The sequence below is a fragment of the Pseudoalteromonas mucoides genome (assembly GCF_049257175.1).
Taxonomy (GTDB): domain Bacteria; phylum Pseudomonadota; class Gammaproteobacteria; order Enterobacterales; family Alteromonadaceae; genus Pseudoalteromonas.
Genome location: NZ_JBMMUC010000001.1, coordinates 1 through 15,452, shown reverse-complemented (window position 1 = coordinate 15,452; position 15,452 = coordinate 1). Strand labels below are relative to the sequence as shown.

Annotated in this window: 12 protein-coding genes; 5 read left to right on the top strand and 7 right to left on the bottom strand. The window is 38.7% G+C overall.

The features are described from left to right. Nucleotides 1-24: 24 nt before the first annotated feature. The 3 genes from AAEU30_RS00060 to AAEU30_RS00050 form a co-directional block, all read right to left on the bottom strand. Nucleotides 25-1,914 (bottom strand): methyl-accepting chemotaxis protein, encoded by a 1,890-nt coding sequence (locus AAEU30_RS00060; protein ID WP_421958717.1) that lies wholly within the window; start codon nucleotides 1,912-1,914, stop codon nucleotides 25-27. Between the two features lie 326 nt (nucleotides 1,915-2,240). Then, a complete protein-coding gene (locus AAEU30_RS00055; protein ID WP_421958716.1) occupies nucleotides 2,241-3,512 on the bottom strand; it encodes a sugar MFS transporter in 1,272 nt (423 codons plus the stop codon). Between the two features lie 159 nt (nucleotides 3,513-3,671). Continuing rightward, on the bottom strand, nucleotides 3,672-5,408 hold the full coding sequence (locus AAEU30_RS00050; protein ID WP_421958715.1) for a polysaccharide lyase family 7 protein: 1,737 nt from the start codon (nucleotides 5,406-5,408) through the stop codon (nucleotides 3,672-3,674). A gap of 339 nt (nucleotides 5,409-5,747) precedes the next feature. On the opposite strand from AAEU30_RS00050, the gene AAEU30_RS00045 reads away from it, so the two are divergent. Both AAEU30_RS00045 and AAEU30_RS00040 read left to right on the top strand, forming a co-directional pair. Next, nucleotides 5,748-6,125, top strand: coding sequence for a hypothetical protein (locus AAEU30_RS00045; RefSeq protein WP_421958714.1), 378 nt, complete (start codon nucleotides 5,748-5,750; stop codon nucleotides 6,123-6,125). Between the two features lie 153 nt (nucleotides 6,126-6,278). After that, nucleotides 6,279-6,503 carry a hypothetical protein gene (locus tag AAEU30_RS00040; protein WP_421958713.1) on the top strand — a complete coding sequence of 75 codons (225 nt, stop codon included), beginning with the start codon at nucleotides 6,279-6,281 and terminating at the stop codon, nucleotides 6,501-6,503. A 4-nt stretch (nucleotides 6,504-6,507) separates the two neighbouring features. Here the strand turns inward: AAEU30_RS00040 and AAEU30_RS00035 are convergent, their stop codons facing one another. From AAEU30_RS00035 to AAEU30_RS00025, 3 genes are all read right to left on the bottom strand, one after another. Then, nucleotides 6,508-7,020, bottom strand: coding sequence for an RNA methyltransferase (locus AAEU30_RS00035; protein WP_421958712.1), 513 nt, complete (start codon nucleotides 7,018-7,020; stop codon nucleotides 6,508-6,510). After that, nucleotides 7,020-7,517, bottom strand: a complete 498-nt coding sequence (locus AAEU30_RS00030; protein WP_421958711.1) for a YcgN family cysteine cluster protein — start codon at nucleotides 7,515-7,517, stop codon at nucleotides 7,020-7,022. The genes AAEU30_RS00035 and AAEU30_RS00030 overlap by 1 nt, the downstream gene beginning before the upstream one ends. A gap of 105 nt (nucleotides 7,518-7,622) precedes the next feature. Next, the gene (locus AAEU30_RS00025; protein WP_421958710.1) at nucleotides 7,623-9,443 is read right to left on the bottom strand and encodes a DUF885 domain-containing protein; all 1,821 of its coding nucleotides are present in this window, start codon (nucleotides 9,441-9,443) and stop codon (nucleotides 7,623-7,625) included. A gap of 146 nt (nucleotides 9,444-9,589) precedes the next feature. On the opposite strand from AAEU30_RS00025, the gene AAEU30_RS00020 reads away from it, so the two are divergent. Continuing rightward, complete coding sequence (locus AAEU30_RS00020) at nucleotides 9,590-10,855, top strand: Xaa-Pro dipeptidase (protein WP_421958709.1); 1,266 nt, start codon at nucleotides 9,590-9,592, stop codon at nucleotides 10,853-10,855. 205 nt (nucleotides 10,856-11,060) lie between these two features. Then, nucleotides 11,061-13,472, top strand: a complete 2,412-nt coding sequence (locus AAEU30_RS00015) for a TonB-dependent receptor (protein WP_421958708.1) — start codon at nucleotides 11,061-11,063, stop codon at nucleotides 13,470-13,472. 56 nt (nucleotides 13,473-13,528) lie between these two features. Here AAEU30_RS00015 and adhP read toward each other — a convergent pair whose 3' ends face one another. Next, on the bottom strand, nucleotides 13,529-14,539 hold the full coding sequence (gene adhP / locus AAEU30_RS00010) for an alcohol dehydrogenase AdhP (protein ID WP_421958707.1): 1,011 nt from the start codon (nucleotides 14,537-14,539) through the stop codon (nucleotides 13,529-13,531). 191 nt (nucleotides 14,540-14,730) lie between these two features. Between adhP and AAEU30_RS00005 the strand changes: the two genes are divergently transcribed. Beyond that, the gene (locus tag AAEU30_RS00005; protein WP_290210906.1) at nucleotides 14,731-15,273 is read left to right on the top strand and encodes a GbsR/MarR family transcriptional regulator; all 543 of its coding nucleotides are present in this window, start codon (nucleotides 14,731-14,733) and stop codon (nucleotides 15,271-15,273) included. Nucleotides 15,274-15,452 lie beyond the last annotated feature (179 nt).

Genomic DNA, 15,452 nt, shown 5'->3' with positions numbered 1-15,452 from the left:
TTAGGCCCCTCTTTAAAACAACTATTAAACTTTAAACCGCAATACCATTTTTTCAAGCTCATCAAATTGTGATTTCAAACGTGTACATTCATGCAATGTATTATTGAGATTCGTTTGCCCTTGTTGAGACAACTCACTAATCGTATGAATATCATTATCAAGAGACTGAATAACCTGGTTTTGCTCAGTTGTAGCATTGGCAACACTGTGATTAACATTATCAATCGCGTCAATGGCTTTAGTAACATCAGCCATTTTTTCACCCGCACTATGTGCTTGTTTAACACTGTTGGCACTTTCAACTAAGCTTGATTTCATAACAGAAACAGCGCTTTCTGAGCCCTGCTGTAATTGAGTAACTGTGCTTTCAATTTCTTGTGTTGACTGTTGAGTGCGCTGTGCTAATTGGCGTACTTCATCAGCAACAACGGCAAACCCTCTACCAGCTTCACCGGCCCTTGCAGCTTCAATTGCTGCGTTCAAGGCTAGCAAATTAGTTTGTTCACTTACGCCTTTAATTACTTCTAATACTTGCTCAATACTTGCTGAGTGTTGGGCTACAGCATTAATGGTTTTTTGAGCCTGCTCCATATTGTTTGATAATAAGTTAATAGCACTAATATTATCATTTAATGCATGCTGGCTTTGAACCGATTGGGTATTTGCTTCAGTTGCAAGACTAGAAGCATGCCCTGCGCTATTTGATATCTCTACAGCACTGGATGATAACTGGTTTATTGCTGTAGCAACACTGTCTGTTCGTTTAGTTTGATCGCTGTACATTGTTAAAGTTGATTCGGTTTGCTGAACCAAACTTTCAACGGCACGTTCAAGCTCGACAGTCGTTGTTTTAACTTGTTCAATAGAGGTATGAATTTTGTCTATAAATGCATTAAAATAAACAGATAATTCACCAAACTCATCATCGTTTTCAATCTCAAGACGCTTCGTTAAGTCGCCCTCACCTTGCGCGATATCTTTGATTGCATCGTTTAACCGTTCCATTGGCCGCATTAAATACTTTAATGAAAATTGCATCATTAAAATAATAGCCACAACACCAAGTATCATATAAGTCGCCGCCATATTACGAAACGAAGCAACAGAGGAATAAGCAATTTCTTTATCAATCACAACACCTAGGTACCAATTTACATTTTCAATGCCTTTAATTTTGGTAAACGAGACAAGGTGATCTAAACCATCCATATTAACTTCTACAAATTCTGAATTAAGAGGCAGGTTTGTGCTAAACAATTGATCCATATTTTGATCGTTTAATTTAGTATTTGGGTGACTAAGAATACGCCCATTACTATCAAGTAAAAAGCCATAGCCAAAGCCTAAGAAGTCAATTTCGTTAACAATCTCTGTAATAGTTTGCATATCGATATCGGCACCTGCTACACCACTAAAACGACCATTAATGGTAATAGGCGCAACAGCAGAAATTGTTAATTCATTCGTAGTAACGTCAATATAAGGTGTAGTAAACGCAGTGTTAGATTTATTTTCAACTAGCTTATACCAAGGTCTAGAAGTCGCATCATAATCAGCAGGCAACACAATTGTTTGATCATTAAGCACAAACTGACCATCAGGTTTACCGATATAAGTATTTTTAAAATTACCAGCCATTTCGGCTGTATTAAGCTGCGTTAAAGTTAATGCTTTATCGTCGCTTGCTTGGTGTGTATTAGCAATTGCGATAACAATCGCTAATTTATTATTTAACCAGTTTGCGATATTTTGAGAAACAGACTGAGAGCTTTCTTGCAATACAGAAGCAAGTTGCTGCTGAGTTTGTGCTCGCATAGATATAAAGTTGTTAATCGTAAACAAGCCAAGCACTAACACCAATACTATTGATGCTGCAATGGTGACTTTGGTGGTGAATTTGAACGAACTAAGCATATTCAGCCTATATTAATTATTTTTGTTAGCACCTTAGTTTTAGCAAAAAATCGGCGATTTGTCTCATTTTATCGATATATGTTACTAGTTTACACACAATTATATAATACAGTGCATTGGAGCCAACGGCGTTTAGCGTTAAATTTTTTAATTAAACAGCTTTGGAACGTTCCCATAAACTCTAATTAATATTTAATTGAATACGTATTCAAACGATATAAAAATAAATTTATAAAGGGCAATAACCTAAGGCTGAGGTTAATTTGTCAGGAATAAAAAATGCACTTATATAAATAAGTGCATTTGAAGAAAGTTACAACATTGAATTAGCTAATTTTTTGTTGCCATTTATTAGATAACCTAACAACATTTAAACCATACCAAGCTATAAATGCATAGCAAATAACTGGTACATAAAAGCTATCTTGAATATTCACTGTGTCTGCAATATAACCTTGTAATAACGGCACCAGTGCCCCCCCTACAATTGCTAAACATAGCCAACCTGAGCCTTTACTTGTTAAAGAGCCAAGGCCCTCTATAGCGACAGAAAATATTGTTGGGAACATGATTGAATTAAACAAACCAATAGCTAATACGCTATAAAGCGCAACGTTACCTTGAGTAAATATCGTTAGTAACAACAGTACAATAACCGCACACGCATTGAATGCTAACGCTTTTGAAGGTGCGATTTTTTGTAATAGTACAGAGCCAATAAAACGGCCAACCATTGCTCCACCCCAATAGTAGGCAATTAACGCAGACGCAGCATGCTCTTCAAGTCCAGCAATATGTTCTTCACCAAAAAAGTTTACTAAAAAACTACCAATTGCAACCTCACCACCAACGTAACAAAAAATAGCAACCACACCCATTATTAAATGTGGCGCTTGCGTTAAAGAGTGGTCCTTTGCTTTACAGTCCTGCTCTTCTTTGTGGGCAGTAATTTCAGGTAACTTTAAAAATGCAAACACGACTGCGATTGTCAGTAATGCTGCCGCTAACATTAAATAAGGTATTTTTACAGACTCTGCTGTAGCAGCACCAGCCGTTAACGACCCTGCAGCACCAAAAAATAAAATGCCACCCACATATGGACCGACTGTTGTGCCTAAGGAGTTTAATGCCTGAGCCAAGTTTAAACGCGATGAAGCCGTTTTATCAGGACCAAGGGCTGCAACATAAGGGTTAGCTGACACTTGTAATACTGTTATACCACCAGCCAAAACAAATAATGCCGTTAAAAATAGCCAGTATTCATGTACTACAACAGCAGGGTAAAACAGCAAACACCCTATTGACGCTACTATTAATCCGGTTAGTACACCATTTTTATAGCCAAATTTATTAACTAACAACCCAGCAGGCAAAGACACTATAAAATAAGCACCAAAGAAACAAAACTGAACCAGCATTGCTTCTGTGTAACTTAAATCAAATACCCCTTTTAAACGCGGGATCAAAACATCATTTAAAACAGTAATAAAACCCCAGAGAAAAAATAGGGTTGTCATTGCCGTTAATGCTGGCAGGTAGTTTTTATTCGACTGCGAATCATTAGTGGCAAAGCTTTGGTTTGTATTTATTTCACTCACGTGATTTTCACTCCATTAACAAGTTGTGATCGATTCTACACATTGAGAAAATAAGATCACAAACTTTTGTTAGGAACGTTCCATAAAACTGGGCGCTCAGCCTTATATGAGGTCCTGTATTATAACAACAAACATTTATAGCCACCGGAAATAAATGTGTTAATTATGTGAAGTAAATAAGCGATAGAATGAGGCTTGTACATAATCACTTGGATCACCAGTATTATTTTGATTATATACACCTGCTTTAAAATACATATATTGATCATCGCCGGTATGATACCCGCTATTGCTCATATCAACTGATTGAGTTACATCAGGCTTACCATCACGCATAATAGTAACCAACAAGGTATTTCCAGTTACTTTTATGGAATAAGTAAAGATTTCACCAAGTTCAATACCATCAACAGGATCAACTGCTGTGCTACTACTTGTGCCGATCATGTTATAAAGCTGATCATTTCCACCATTAGGTTCATGAGCTAGGTAAATTGAGCCTTTGATGTTGTCTTTTAATTTACGGTAATACAGGCGCGCTGGTTCATCGTCTTTTGCATGAATTTGCCCAATAATAACGCGTCCAACCTGAGAGCTTTCACCAGTTGTAGTTACGTAATCAACTTTAAGTGTCGCTGTTAATTCACCGTCAATGCCACCAGCTGCATTTTTATCATCCGACGAATAGGTAGAAAATACCCAGTTATTTTTGTTTATCCCCTGCGTGCTGATACTCGTATCACCCGCTCTAAGCATTTCGCGTAGTTCACTACGGCTATAGCTTGTGTTAGTTGATGTCTTTGGAGCATCAATCTCAACCTTAAAAACCATTGCCCCATCATCTGCAGTATAAAACCATTGAGGATGCTCATAACCAGCTGCTAGCTGAGATTCTGAGATAGAATCAGACTTACCATCAGCATTGTCATCAATGGGTGCGCCTAAATACCACTGAGACAAATCAAAATTACCCGAAGGTGGCAAATTCGGATCTAACGTCGATGCTTTTAAAGTAGCCCTAGATAACTCAATCCAATTAAGTTCAAATTCACCAGCTGTAAATAAAACCTTGAGCGTATGCTCACCGGATGACAATACACCTAATTGAATATTTTTAGTTTCCCATTGTGTTGTTGCTGGTACTGCTAAGCGACCTTTTTCTAGGTCATCAACATAAATAATAATTGAACCACCGCCATTAGCAGAAGAAACACGCAGCTTCGCATTATACTCACCACCACTGCCCACATTAATAGGATACGCTAACCACTCTCCATCGGTAATAAAATCTATGTTATAGTTTCCTGTGATATCAGACGTCTGCTCTATATCAACATCATCATCGCGGTATTCCCCACCTTGATTCCCAGCAGTTGAGTCATAAAAAGCGCTATAATCTTCAGCCTCAATTAACCCTGGTATAGCAAAAGTGTCTTGCTCATTGGTTGCGCTAAATGTAACTTTCGCTATGCTTGTTTGATTGTGATTCGAATTAACCAAGCTGGCTAATCTAAAATAACGAGCAGTTACATTTTCATCTAAGTTGAATGTTTCAAATTCAAGATTACTCGTTGAATTAACTGTATCCAGATGGGTAGACCAATTTTTGTTGTCATTAGATGACTCGAATCTAAAATAAATTGCATCCTCGTCACCGTCATAAAATGAAATATGCACAGCACTTAGTGTAATAGGCGATGAAAAATCAAAGTTAATCCATTGATAAGGTTCATCCTCTGCTGAGTCAGTTGTTACAGGTTCGTTATCTTGTGCCGTCTGCGTTTCATCATCTACTGAAGTAGCCTCATTAGTTGGTGATGATGAGCCACAGCCTGCTAGCCCTAACAGCAAAAAACTACAAACTAAGATAAAACAAAACAATGATTTAAACTTCATTAGCGCCTCGTAAATTTAAATTGTGTGTATTACCAATAAACGCCAAATTGCAAAAATTGGTAAAGTGTAAAACTCAAAAACTCTAGCACAACATTACAATTTGGCTAACAAATATTTAAATAAAAAATAACTAACAGCTATTATTTAACGTAACAACTTATCTATACAAACCAGTTTAAAAGGCTTTTATTTGATTTCCTCTCTAATAAAATCGAGCAGAAAAGAGCTTACCAAGTGCGGTTACCAATTATTCCTCAGTTTCAAATTAAAGATTAGAGCAAAACAAAAAAACCAGACTATACTCAGTTAGGCATTCAAAATAATAAGCAAGGATTGAACATGACAAAAGCGCTTCCTTATCTACTAACCACTGCATCTATCCTTGTTAGTACGAATGCTTATAGTAAATCATGGGATTTTAAAATTGAGCCTTACGTAATGTTTACCAGTATCGATGGCGACTCTCGTTTTGGGACTGTGGATACCCCTCTTGCGGTGGATTTCGATACCATATTAAATAACTTAGACAGTGGCTTTATGCTCAGAGGAGAGGCTTTTAATCAAAACAACTGGGGCGTTATATTCGATTGGGCTTATATGGATTTAAGTAAATCTAAGTCACAGCCTGTGCTGGGGGTATTAGACGCAAGAGTAAGGCAAGGTGTTTTGGAAGTCGCTGTAGCTTATAAACAATCGAGTCCAAGTATAGGCAATTAGGTCAATTATATCGGTTTACGGCGATGGGACAACACCTATCAATTTACACTTGAGCCAAATAGACTCCCCTCTAGCTCTATAATTGATAGAGGTGAAGGTTGGATTGATATTATATTAGGTTACAAGGTCGATAAACAATTAGCCGAAAACTGGTTGTTTACCTCTTCGGGCGATATTGGTGGTTTTGGCCTAGCCGCCAAGCTAACTGGGAGCTTAAAGCTGGGTGTGAGCTATAAATTCAGTGAACATTGGGATGTATCAGCACTTTATAAAGGCACATATGTTGATTACAGCACTGGTGATAAAGCAGACAAGAGTCATTTTGAATACAAAACAATCACTCATGGGCCAATAATCAGTGCGTCTTATCAATTTTAAAGGCTTACTTCTTGACCCATTTCATTTTATTATTTGTGTCACGACTTTCTATTATCGTTTCATCAGAACTATTTACACCGCCGAGCTTTGCAAGCCTGTCATATAATACGACATTGCAGGTGGCTGCTAAATTCATACAACCAATTGTTGGAATGTAGACAACTTCATCACACCAATTTAAGACTTCTTTGCTGATGGAACCATCTTCTGGGCCAAAAATATAAAAGGCGTTTTCCGGATGAGTAAACTCAGGCAGTGGTGTCGCACCTTCAATGAGCTCAATAACAACGGCTTTAGCACCTTCTGGTTTTGCTTGTTGAAGATCATCGACGGATGTTAGTGGGATGCGTTCAATGACGTTTTTAGTGTCAGTGTGAAACTTTTTTGCATTAAGATAACGCGTACCTGTGAAAAACACATGTTTAGCATTATAACAACCAGCCGCACGCAGTACCCCACCTACATTGGTAGGGCTTTTAGGGTTTATTAAACCAATGGTAGCAACTAAATCAGTCATTAATCCGTATCCTGAGTTGGCCAGTAGGCAACATATAAATCAAAATCGTCTAAATCAACATCGCAATCTTTAACTGTTTTGTCTCGCACTGAAATATCAAGCTCGTGCATTAACTCTTTGCTGCCGCCATTATTTAATGGGTGCCATGAGGCAAGCCCCCTACCTTCGTGTAAACGACGATAGCTACAGCTTTGTGGCATAAAGAAAATACTTTCGAGGTTTTCTTTGGTTAATTTTACACAAGAAGGAACCAATACTTGTCTATTTTCATACTCACTGCAACCACACGTTTGGTTATCTAGGTATTGGCAAACAATATTGGTGAAAATAAGTTCTTCGCCTTCACGAAGCTGATCTGTTGCAGTAAATTCATCTTCATCTTCACTGTCAATAAATGTGTTTAAGCAGCATTTACCACAGCCGTCACAAATGGCTTCCCATTCAGGTTGTGACATTTGTTCAAGTGACTTTTTAAGCCAAAATTGATTTTCTAACATGTTAAAACTCAGCGCCCCTAAGAGCGCGCATTCTACCGCAAACAACCATAGTGCGCAAAGCAACACACTTTACGCACTTAGGTGTTAATAGAAGAACTAGTTAGCCTATTTTTGTATCTCTACCCAACGTTTAATTTTTGCTTCTAGAATTGGCATAGGCAATGCGCCATCTATTAATATTTGTGTATGAAACTCTTTAATATTAAATTTATTACCTAATGCTTTTTTACAGTAATCACGTAATTCTTGGATTTTAAACTGCCCTAACTTATAAGAAAGCGCCTGTCCTGGCCAAGCAATGTAACGCTCTACTTCTGCAGTAACATCACTTAGCGCCATTGAAGAATTAGCTAGCATATAGTCAATGCCTTGCTGACGAGTCCACCCTTTGGCATGAAAACCGGTATCAAGTACTAAACGCATAGCACGAAGCTGCTCATCGGCTAAACGACCGTACCACATATATGGGTCGGTAAATAAGCCGAGTTCTTTTCCTAAGCTTTCTGCATATAGTGCCCAACCTTCGGCGAATACGGTGTAGCCACCAAACTTACGAAAATCAGGTAATGACTGCACTTCTTGCTGTAATGCAATTTGAAAATGGTGTCCCGGTGCCGCTTCATGGATAGACAAAGTCTCAAGTAAAAACTTAGGCTGGGCTTTTAGGTTAAATGTATTAATGTAAAAAATGCCTGGTCGTGAACCATCCGGTGCAGGTGATTGATACGACGCCCCTGCCGCAGATTCAGCTCGAAAATCCTCTACCGCCTTAACGACATAATCAGCTTTAGGAGCAATATTAAATAATTTAGGTACTTGCGCATCAATTTTTAATTTAACGGCTTCATAAGCTGCAATTAATTGCTCAGGAGTATCAAAATAAAATTTATCAGAATCTCGTAAGTGAGTAAAAAACTCGGCTAGACTCCCTTTAAAGCCAACCGTTTCTTTTACTGCTTTCATTTCATTAAGAATACGTGAGACTTCTTTTAAACCAATTTCATGGATTTCATCAGCTGATAAACTTAAGGTTGTATTTTTCTTAATTTGATATTCATACCAGGCTTTACCATTTGGTAAATCACTGTAACCGACCGTCTCACGGCTATTTGGAATATACGTATCAGCTAAAAAGTTACTCATTTTTGTATAAGCCGGCACTAATTCATTCATTATCAGTGCACTGTATTGAGCCGTGAGTTGTTGCTTTTGAGCTGTAGTAAAATGTTCTGGTAGTTGTTTAATCGGACTGTAAAATAATGACTGCTCTGCGCCAGAAACTATATGGGCTTGAAATTGTGGCAATAATTTTTCAGCTAATGGTTTTGGTAATACAACTCCCGCACTGATCCCCTGCTCCATCGCAGATTGTACACTGTTTAACCATGTTACAAACCCTTGCGCACGCACAATAAAATTTTCATAATCTTGATAAGTAACAAATGGCTGCGCACTTTGCCCAGAGCCAAATCCTGCGAAGGTATTATGCGCACCAGACATTTGATTTATTGGTAATAAATAACTTGGAAAATTAAAGCCCTCAATCGTTAACGCTAAATCCCGTGCTAATATTTCGTAGCTCAATAGAGCTTGACCGGTTAACTGGCTATCATCAATTGTAGCTAAACGCTGCTGGAAATCTTTATAAAATGCCAGTTTTTTACCACGGCTTTGCTCAGTACTTGGTGCTGTAAATTGATTATTATATTGACTATAACCGATGTAAGTAGCACTTAGTGGGCTAAATTGTAATGAGTCTACAAAATACTCTGCTACGAGTGTATTTAATTGTTGTTCGGCAACGTTGGCTGTACCTGTTGTTGATGCAGGCTGCTTGTTTTGTAAATTATTATTCTCAATATTGGCGCACGCCGTTAAAGCACTAAGCACACTAGCTACAAGCAATGTTAACTTAAAATTTTTCATAATTATCCCTGAGTGTAAGTATTAACGACAATTATGCGTCGTATGTTTAACTAAATAAAGAAAATAAGATACTTAACGCGTTTTGTTTACAGCTTAAAAACTGCTTGCTACATTGCTATATAAAATAATCTAAAATTAGAAAATAAATGAATAAATTATCTCTTGCCATTTCACTGAGTTTGTTATGTGTTAGTGCATTTAATACTCAAGCAACCACTTATATTAGTGCTAAAGCAATGCTTGATGTTAATAATGGTAAATTAATCAATGCCCCATTGATCCAAATTGATAATGGGATCATTACAAAAATCACGACCGAACAAGCTCCTAAGCTACAACAAGGTGATGAGCATATTGAGCTGCCTGAATTAACAATTCTGCCAGGGTTGATGGATATGCACGTGCATTTAACCAGCGATCCTACAGTGCCTCGTAGTCAGCGAATTGGCCAATCTATTCCGCGTAAAGCAATTAAAGCCGCCTACTTCGCTGAAAAAACATTAAAAGCGGGTTTCACCACTTTACGAAATGTAGGCGCTGAAGGTTACAGTGTCATTGCAGTAAGAGATGGTATAAATGCAGGGGATATACCCGGCCCCCGTATTTGGGCGGCAGGCCCCTCACTGGGTGTAACAGGTGGACACTGTGATAACAACCGCCTACCGCCTGAAATGAAATATACCGCTGAAGGAGTGGCTGATGGCCCATGGGCCGCGCGTGCAAAAGTACGTGAAAATATAAAATATGGGGCAAATGTCATTAAGTTTTGCGCAACAGGAGGCGTATTCTCAAAAGGCACTAAAGTGGGCATTCAGCAATATAGCCAAGATGAAATGAATGCGATTGTTGATGAAGCGCATATGCGTGGATTAACTGTTGCAGCTCACGCACATGGGACTAGTGGTATTAAAGCTGCCATAGTCGCAGGTGTAGACAGTGTGGAACATGTGAGTTACGTAGATGATGAAGCAATTAGTTTAGCTAAAAAGCATGGCACTTGGTTTTCAATGGATATTTATAACACTGAATATACCCTAACCTATGGAGAGCAAAACGGCGTCGCAGAAGAAAACCTAGCAAAAGAGCGTCTTGTTTCAAAAAGACAGCGCGATAGTTTCTCTCGTGCTGTAAAAGCTGGTGTCAAAATGGTGTTTGGTACTGATGCTGCTATTTATCCACATGGTGATAACGCTAAACAGTTTTCACGTATGGTTGAATTTGGTATGACACCACTGCAAGCCATACAAGCCGCCACAATCAATAGTGCAAAATTATTAAAGGTTGATACCCAACTTGGTCAGCTAAAGCCTGGGTTTGCAGCAGATATTATAGCAGTAAAAGGCAACCCTCTTAGTAATATTAGTAAGCTTGAAAATGTTGAATTTGTAATGAAAGCAGGTAAAGCATACTAGCAAATAAATAATGCGGGGCTAAATGTTAGCCCTGTGATCAATTTTTACCCTCCACTGATTGTTCTTCCAAGCCTATGTTAACCTTATAAATAAACAAAGTTACAATTTTGTATACACGCTAAATAATTACCGATTTTTATATATTAATACTTGTAATACAAATGCAACACATTATCATTGCGTAAAATTTCAATGGTAGCTATTTATGACAACACATAAACTTTCTTTAATTACCCTCGCATGTTTGACATCTTTTAACGCAATATCTGCTGAACAGACAGATCTTGAACATATAACAGTTTACCAAAAGCAAAACCAAGTCGTACTTAACTCTGGACTGGCGACTAAGTCTGATATGTCCCTAATGGAAACCCCTGCCCCTATCGTAGTTGTAGATCAAGAATTAATAAATTCACAGGGTGTCGATAACTTGCAAGATTTAGCACGTAATATCAGCGGTGTAACTCAAGCAGGTAATAACTATGGTATTGGTGATAACCTAATTATTCGTGGCTTAGGAGCTAACTACACCTATGATGGTATGTACGGTGGTGCAGGTTTAGGTAACACCTTTAACCCAACTCGATCGCTGACTAATGTTGAAGCAGTAGAAGTTCTTAAAGGTCCAGCAACCGGTTTATACGGCATGGGAAGTGCGGGTGGTGTGATAAACCTAATTGAAAAGAAACCAGAGTTTGAAGCAAACCATTCAGTACAAGCTGAAGTAGGCCAATGGAACACATATTCCCTATCGTTTGATAGTACTGATGCTATCACAGATAACCTTGCATACAGAGTGAATGCCAAAACCGCGCGCAGTGACGGTTACCGTGACTTAAAAGATGATAGAGATGAAATTTACACTGCATTAAAATATGTGTTCGATGACAAGCAAGATATTATGATATCAGCAGCTTATATAAAAGATGCTATTGCCGTTGACTCTATTGGCCATCCTATTCGTATTTATAGTGCTGAGGCAGTTAATGGTAAAACGGCAGCAGAAGTGACAGCAGCCGATTTAGTAAACGATCCCACAGGTCAAGGTCTACAATTAACCGATGCTCAACGACAAGAACTAGCTAGCTCTTTGTCTGATTCAGATGGTTTAACTCCCTATTCGTTCGGTCATAACGGCATTATATCTCCAATGGCTAAAGACAATGAAGGTGAAGAGTTACGCTTTAAGCTAACTCATAACTATTATTTAACTGATAATTTATTTCTAAATCAACAATTACAATACCGTAATTACGAATCGAGTTTTGCTCGTCAAACAGGTGCATATAACTATGTATACTCACAACGCAGTGGTGTAACTAACCTTGAGCCCCGTGCACCACTTGTTATTGACGATGTACTTTATCCTTACGCTGCACGCAGACAAGAGTTTCGCCAAGTACAAGCCGATGAAAAGTCATGGCAATACTTTGCAGACTTACGCTATGACTTTAGCTTAGGTGATATCGATAACGAATTATTAGTTAATGCCAATTATGAAGACCGAGACGTACGCTTTACTCAATACTCTATTTGGGATAAAGATTACGTACTGACCGATGAAAACGGCGACATCACTTATCAAGGTTCGTTACCTTATATTTTAGATATTCGTGACCCAAATTGGGCCGAAGGTCAATTTAGTGATTACGACCCACTTAAAACCAGTAACTACAATAAGAAAGTACAAGCCTGGGGCGTAGGTATTCAACATGTGGCCTACATACACGATACGTTTACTACGCGCGTAGGTTTAGCCTTTAACGAAATCACTCAGAAATATGAACATTTTGGTGTTGATGAACGTTACCGTGCAAGTGCGGCAGCTGCAACACCTGAGGCCAGCACCTCGGATAATGGCTTAACCTATAACTTAGGTGCTACTTATAAACCGACTGATGATATTTCTGTATTTGTAAATCATTCAAAAGGTCGTACAGCGTACAGTGTATTAGGCTCTGTTTCAGGTAATGAAGCTGACCGTGAAGACGCTGAGTCGCTTAGTACTGATTTGGGTATCAGAATGAAAGCCTTTGACGACCAATTACTGGCCTCATTAGTGGTGTTTGATACCGCACGCACCAACTTGGAATATGACAACCCAGCATTTGATGATATGAACCCAGACTCATCAATTCCTGAGAGCTTCTTCGATGGTGAAGAGAAAACCCAAGGTGTTGAATTTGATTTAAATGCCTATTTGAATGAGCAATGGAAAGTAAATATCAATGGTGTTTATCAAGACGCTCGTGATAAGAAAAACCCGAATTCAAGTACCTTTGATGCACGTCAAAAAGGTGTGCCTTATGTGACTGCAAGTACTTGGTTAACCTACAGTGCACAATGGTTTGAACTAGCTCAGCCACTCAAAATAAGTGCCGGGGTAAAATATGTAGATGACCGTAGCACTAATTCGTCATCATTTAGCATTCCTGATGGTTACGTACCAAGCTATACGATTTACGATGCAGCCCTTAGCTACAATACCGATAAATGGGGTGTACAGTTGAACTTAAACAATCTTTTCAACAAAGTATATTACTCTAAAGCCATGTTTTTGGGTGGTATGCCAGGTGAAGAGCGCAACGCTAAGTTAACCTTGAGTTATAAACTGTAAGCTATCATAACTATATTATTAAAGCGCACATTGTGTGCGCTTTACATACTTGTTTATTAAATAGTCACGACAATCCGGCCATTAATTTCACCTTTGAGCATATCGTCAAAAATGTCATTAATATCATCAAGGCGTTTTTCTTCAATAATAGCTTTAACTTTACCCTGTGCAGCAAATTCCAAACATTCTTGTAAATCTTTACGGGTACCAACAATTGAGCCCACGACAGAAACCCCATTCAATACAGTGTCAAATATAGGCAGCGGCATTTCCTCTGGCGGCAATCCAACTAATACACATTTACCACCGCGTCGTACACTTTTATACGCTTGCTCAAAACCAGGCTTTGATACAGCGGTACACACAACTGCATGCGCCCCCCCGACTTTTTCAAAAATAGTTTCACTAGGTACACACTGTTTAAAATCAAGTGTTATGTCTGCGCCAAGCTCAGTGGCTAAATCAAGCTTCTCTTTTCCTGTATCAACTGCAATAACATTTAAGCCCATGGCCTTTGCATACTGCACTGCAAGGTGCCCCAATCCTCCAACACCAACAATAGCAACCCATTGCCCTGGTTTTGCCTCTGATACTTTTAATGCTTTATAAGTGGTCACACCCGCACAAAATAAAGGGGCGGCTTCTGAAAAGCCTAAACCATCTGGGATCTTCACCACGTAATCACCATGAGCTAAACAATACTCAGCATAACCGCCATCAATTGAGTACCCTGTATTATGCTGTGATAAACACAGTGTTTCTTTACCATCTAAACAAAATTCACAATGACCGCACGCACTGTAAAGCCAAGGAACACCCACTCTATCACCCACTTTTAAATGGTGGATATTACTGCCCAACTGTTCAATAACCCCCACTCCCTCATGCCCCGGCACTAACGGCATTTTAGGTTTAACAGGCCAATCGCCATGACAGGCATGTAAATCGGTATGGCAAACACCACATGCAGCAATTTTAACTAACACATCATTTGCACCCACTGTAGGGATTGGCAAATCAGTAATTTCTAAACGACCTTTATACTCATTATTTACAGCAGCTTTCATAATTTAGTTCCTTGTGAGAGATGTTATTATTTGGTACAGCTTACCTCACTGTATAACAATTTACCTTAATCTAAATCAAACTTTAGTCGAACAAAAAACCAACAAAAACATCACGCATTTACCAGTAAATCTTGCTATCAAGCTTCAGCGTGCTAGCATAGTTTTCATTATTTATTGAAACTTAAAAAGCTATGACATTATCTGAAAAAAACTATGCATTTGTAATGCATTGTGGCGAAATGGGCAGCCGTTGGGGATTTAACCGTACTATTGGTCAAATGTGTGGGTTACTTATTATTACCAAAGAGCCTATGACAGCAAATGAAATTGCAGATGCACTGAGTATTTCTCGTGGTAATGTCAGTATGGGTATTAAAGAGCTGCAATCTTGGCGCTTAATTAAAGTGCAGCACATACCTGGCGATCGTAAAGAATATTACGCACCAGCCGGTACAATTTGGGACATGGCCAACCGCGTATTTGAAGAGCGAAAAAAACGTGAGATAGACCCAACACTCAGCCTACTACGTGACAATATTTTAGAAGAAGCCCACAACGATGATGAACGTTTCGCACAGCAACAAATGCAAGAAATTCACGACTTGCTAGAGACAGTCACCAAATGGTCAGCCGAATTACAGCGCCTAAGCCCAGAACAACTGCAAAGCCTAATGAAACTCGGCTCAGGCATAGGTAAAGTACTCGACTTTAAAGACAAGATATTGAAGAAGTAGAGTTTGCGAGGGACGAGAGTAAAGTTAGCGAGCTTTATGGCTCTAGGTTCAAGGTTCTTATATGGACTCCCTAAGTAAATCAACAAAAACTATCTTTAAAACAAGTATAGATGCGCGCTTATATACGGGCTTTATTGAGGAGCTACCTCGCCCTAAAATGTATTCGCACCAATAGGCAA

Coding starts and splice junctions, on each gene's coding strand:
- AAEU30_RS00060 (WP_421958717.1), bottom strand. CDS start 1,914: ATGCTTAGTTCGTTCAAATTCACCACCAAAGTCACCATTGCAGCATCA.
- AAEU30_RS00050 (WP_421958715.1), bottom strand. CDS start 5,408: ATGAAGTTTAAATCATTGTTTTGTTTTATCTTAGTTTGTAGTTTTTTG.
- AAEU30_RS00045 (WP_421958714.1), top strand. CDS start 5,748: ATGACAAAAGCGCTTCCTTATCTACTAACCACTGCATCTATCCTTGTT.
- AAEU30_RS00035 (WP_421958712.1), bottom strand. CDS start 7,020: ATGACTGATTTAGTTGCTACCATTGGTTTAATAAACCCTAAAAGCCCT.
- AAEU30_RS00030 (WP_421958711.1), bottom strand. CDS start 7,517: ATGTTAGAAAATCAATTTTGGCTTAAAAAGTCACTTGAACAAATGTCA.
- AAEU30_RS00025 (WP_421958710.1), bottom strand. CDS start 9,443: ATGAAAAATTTTAAGTTAACATTGCTTGTAGCTAGTGTGCTTAGTGCT.
- AAEU30_RS00020 (WP_421958709.1), top strand. CDS start 9,590: ATGAATAAATTATCTCTTGCCATTTCACTGAGTTTGTTATGTGTTAGT.
- AAEU30_RS00015 (WP_421958708.1), top strand. CDS start 11,061: ATGACAACACATAAACTTTCTTTAATTACCCTCGCATGTTTGACATCT.
- adhP (WP_421958707.1), bottom strand. CDS start 14,539: ATGAAAGCTGCTGTAAATAATGAGTATAAAGGTCGTTTAGAAATTACT.
- AAEU30_RS00005 (WP_290210906.1), top strand. CDS start 14,731: ATGACATTATCTGAAAAAAACTATGCATTTGTAATGCATTGTGGCGAA.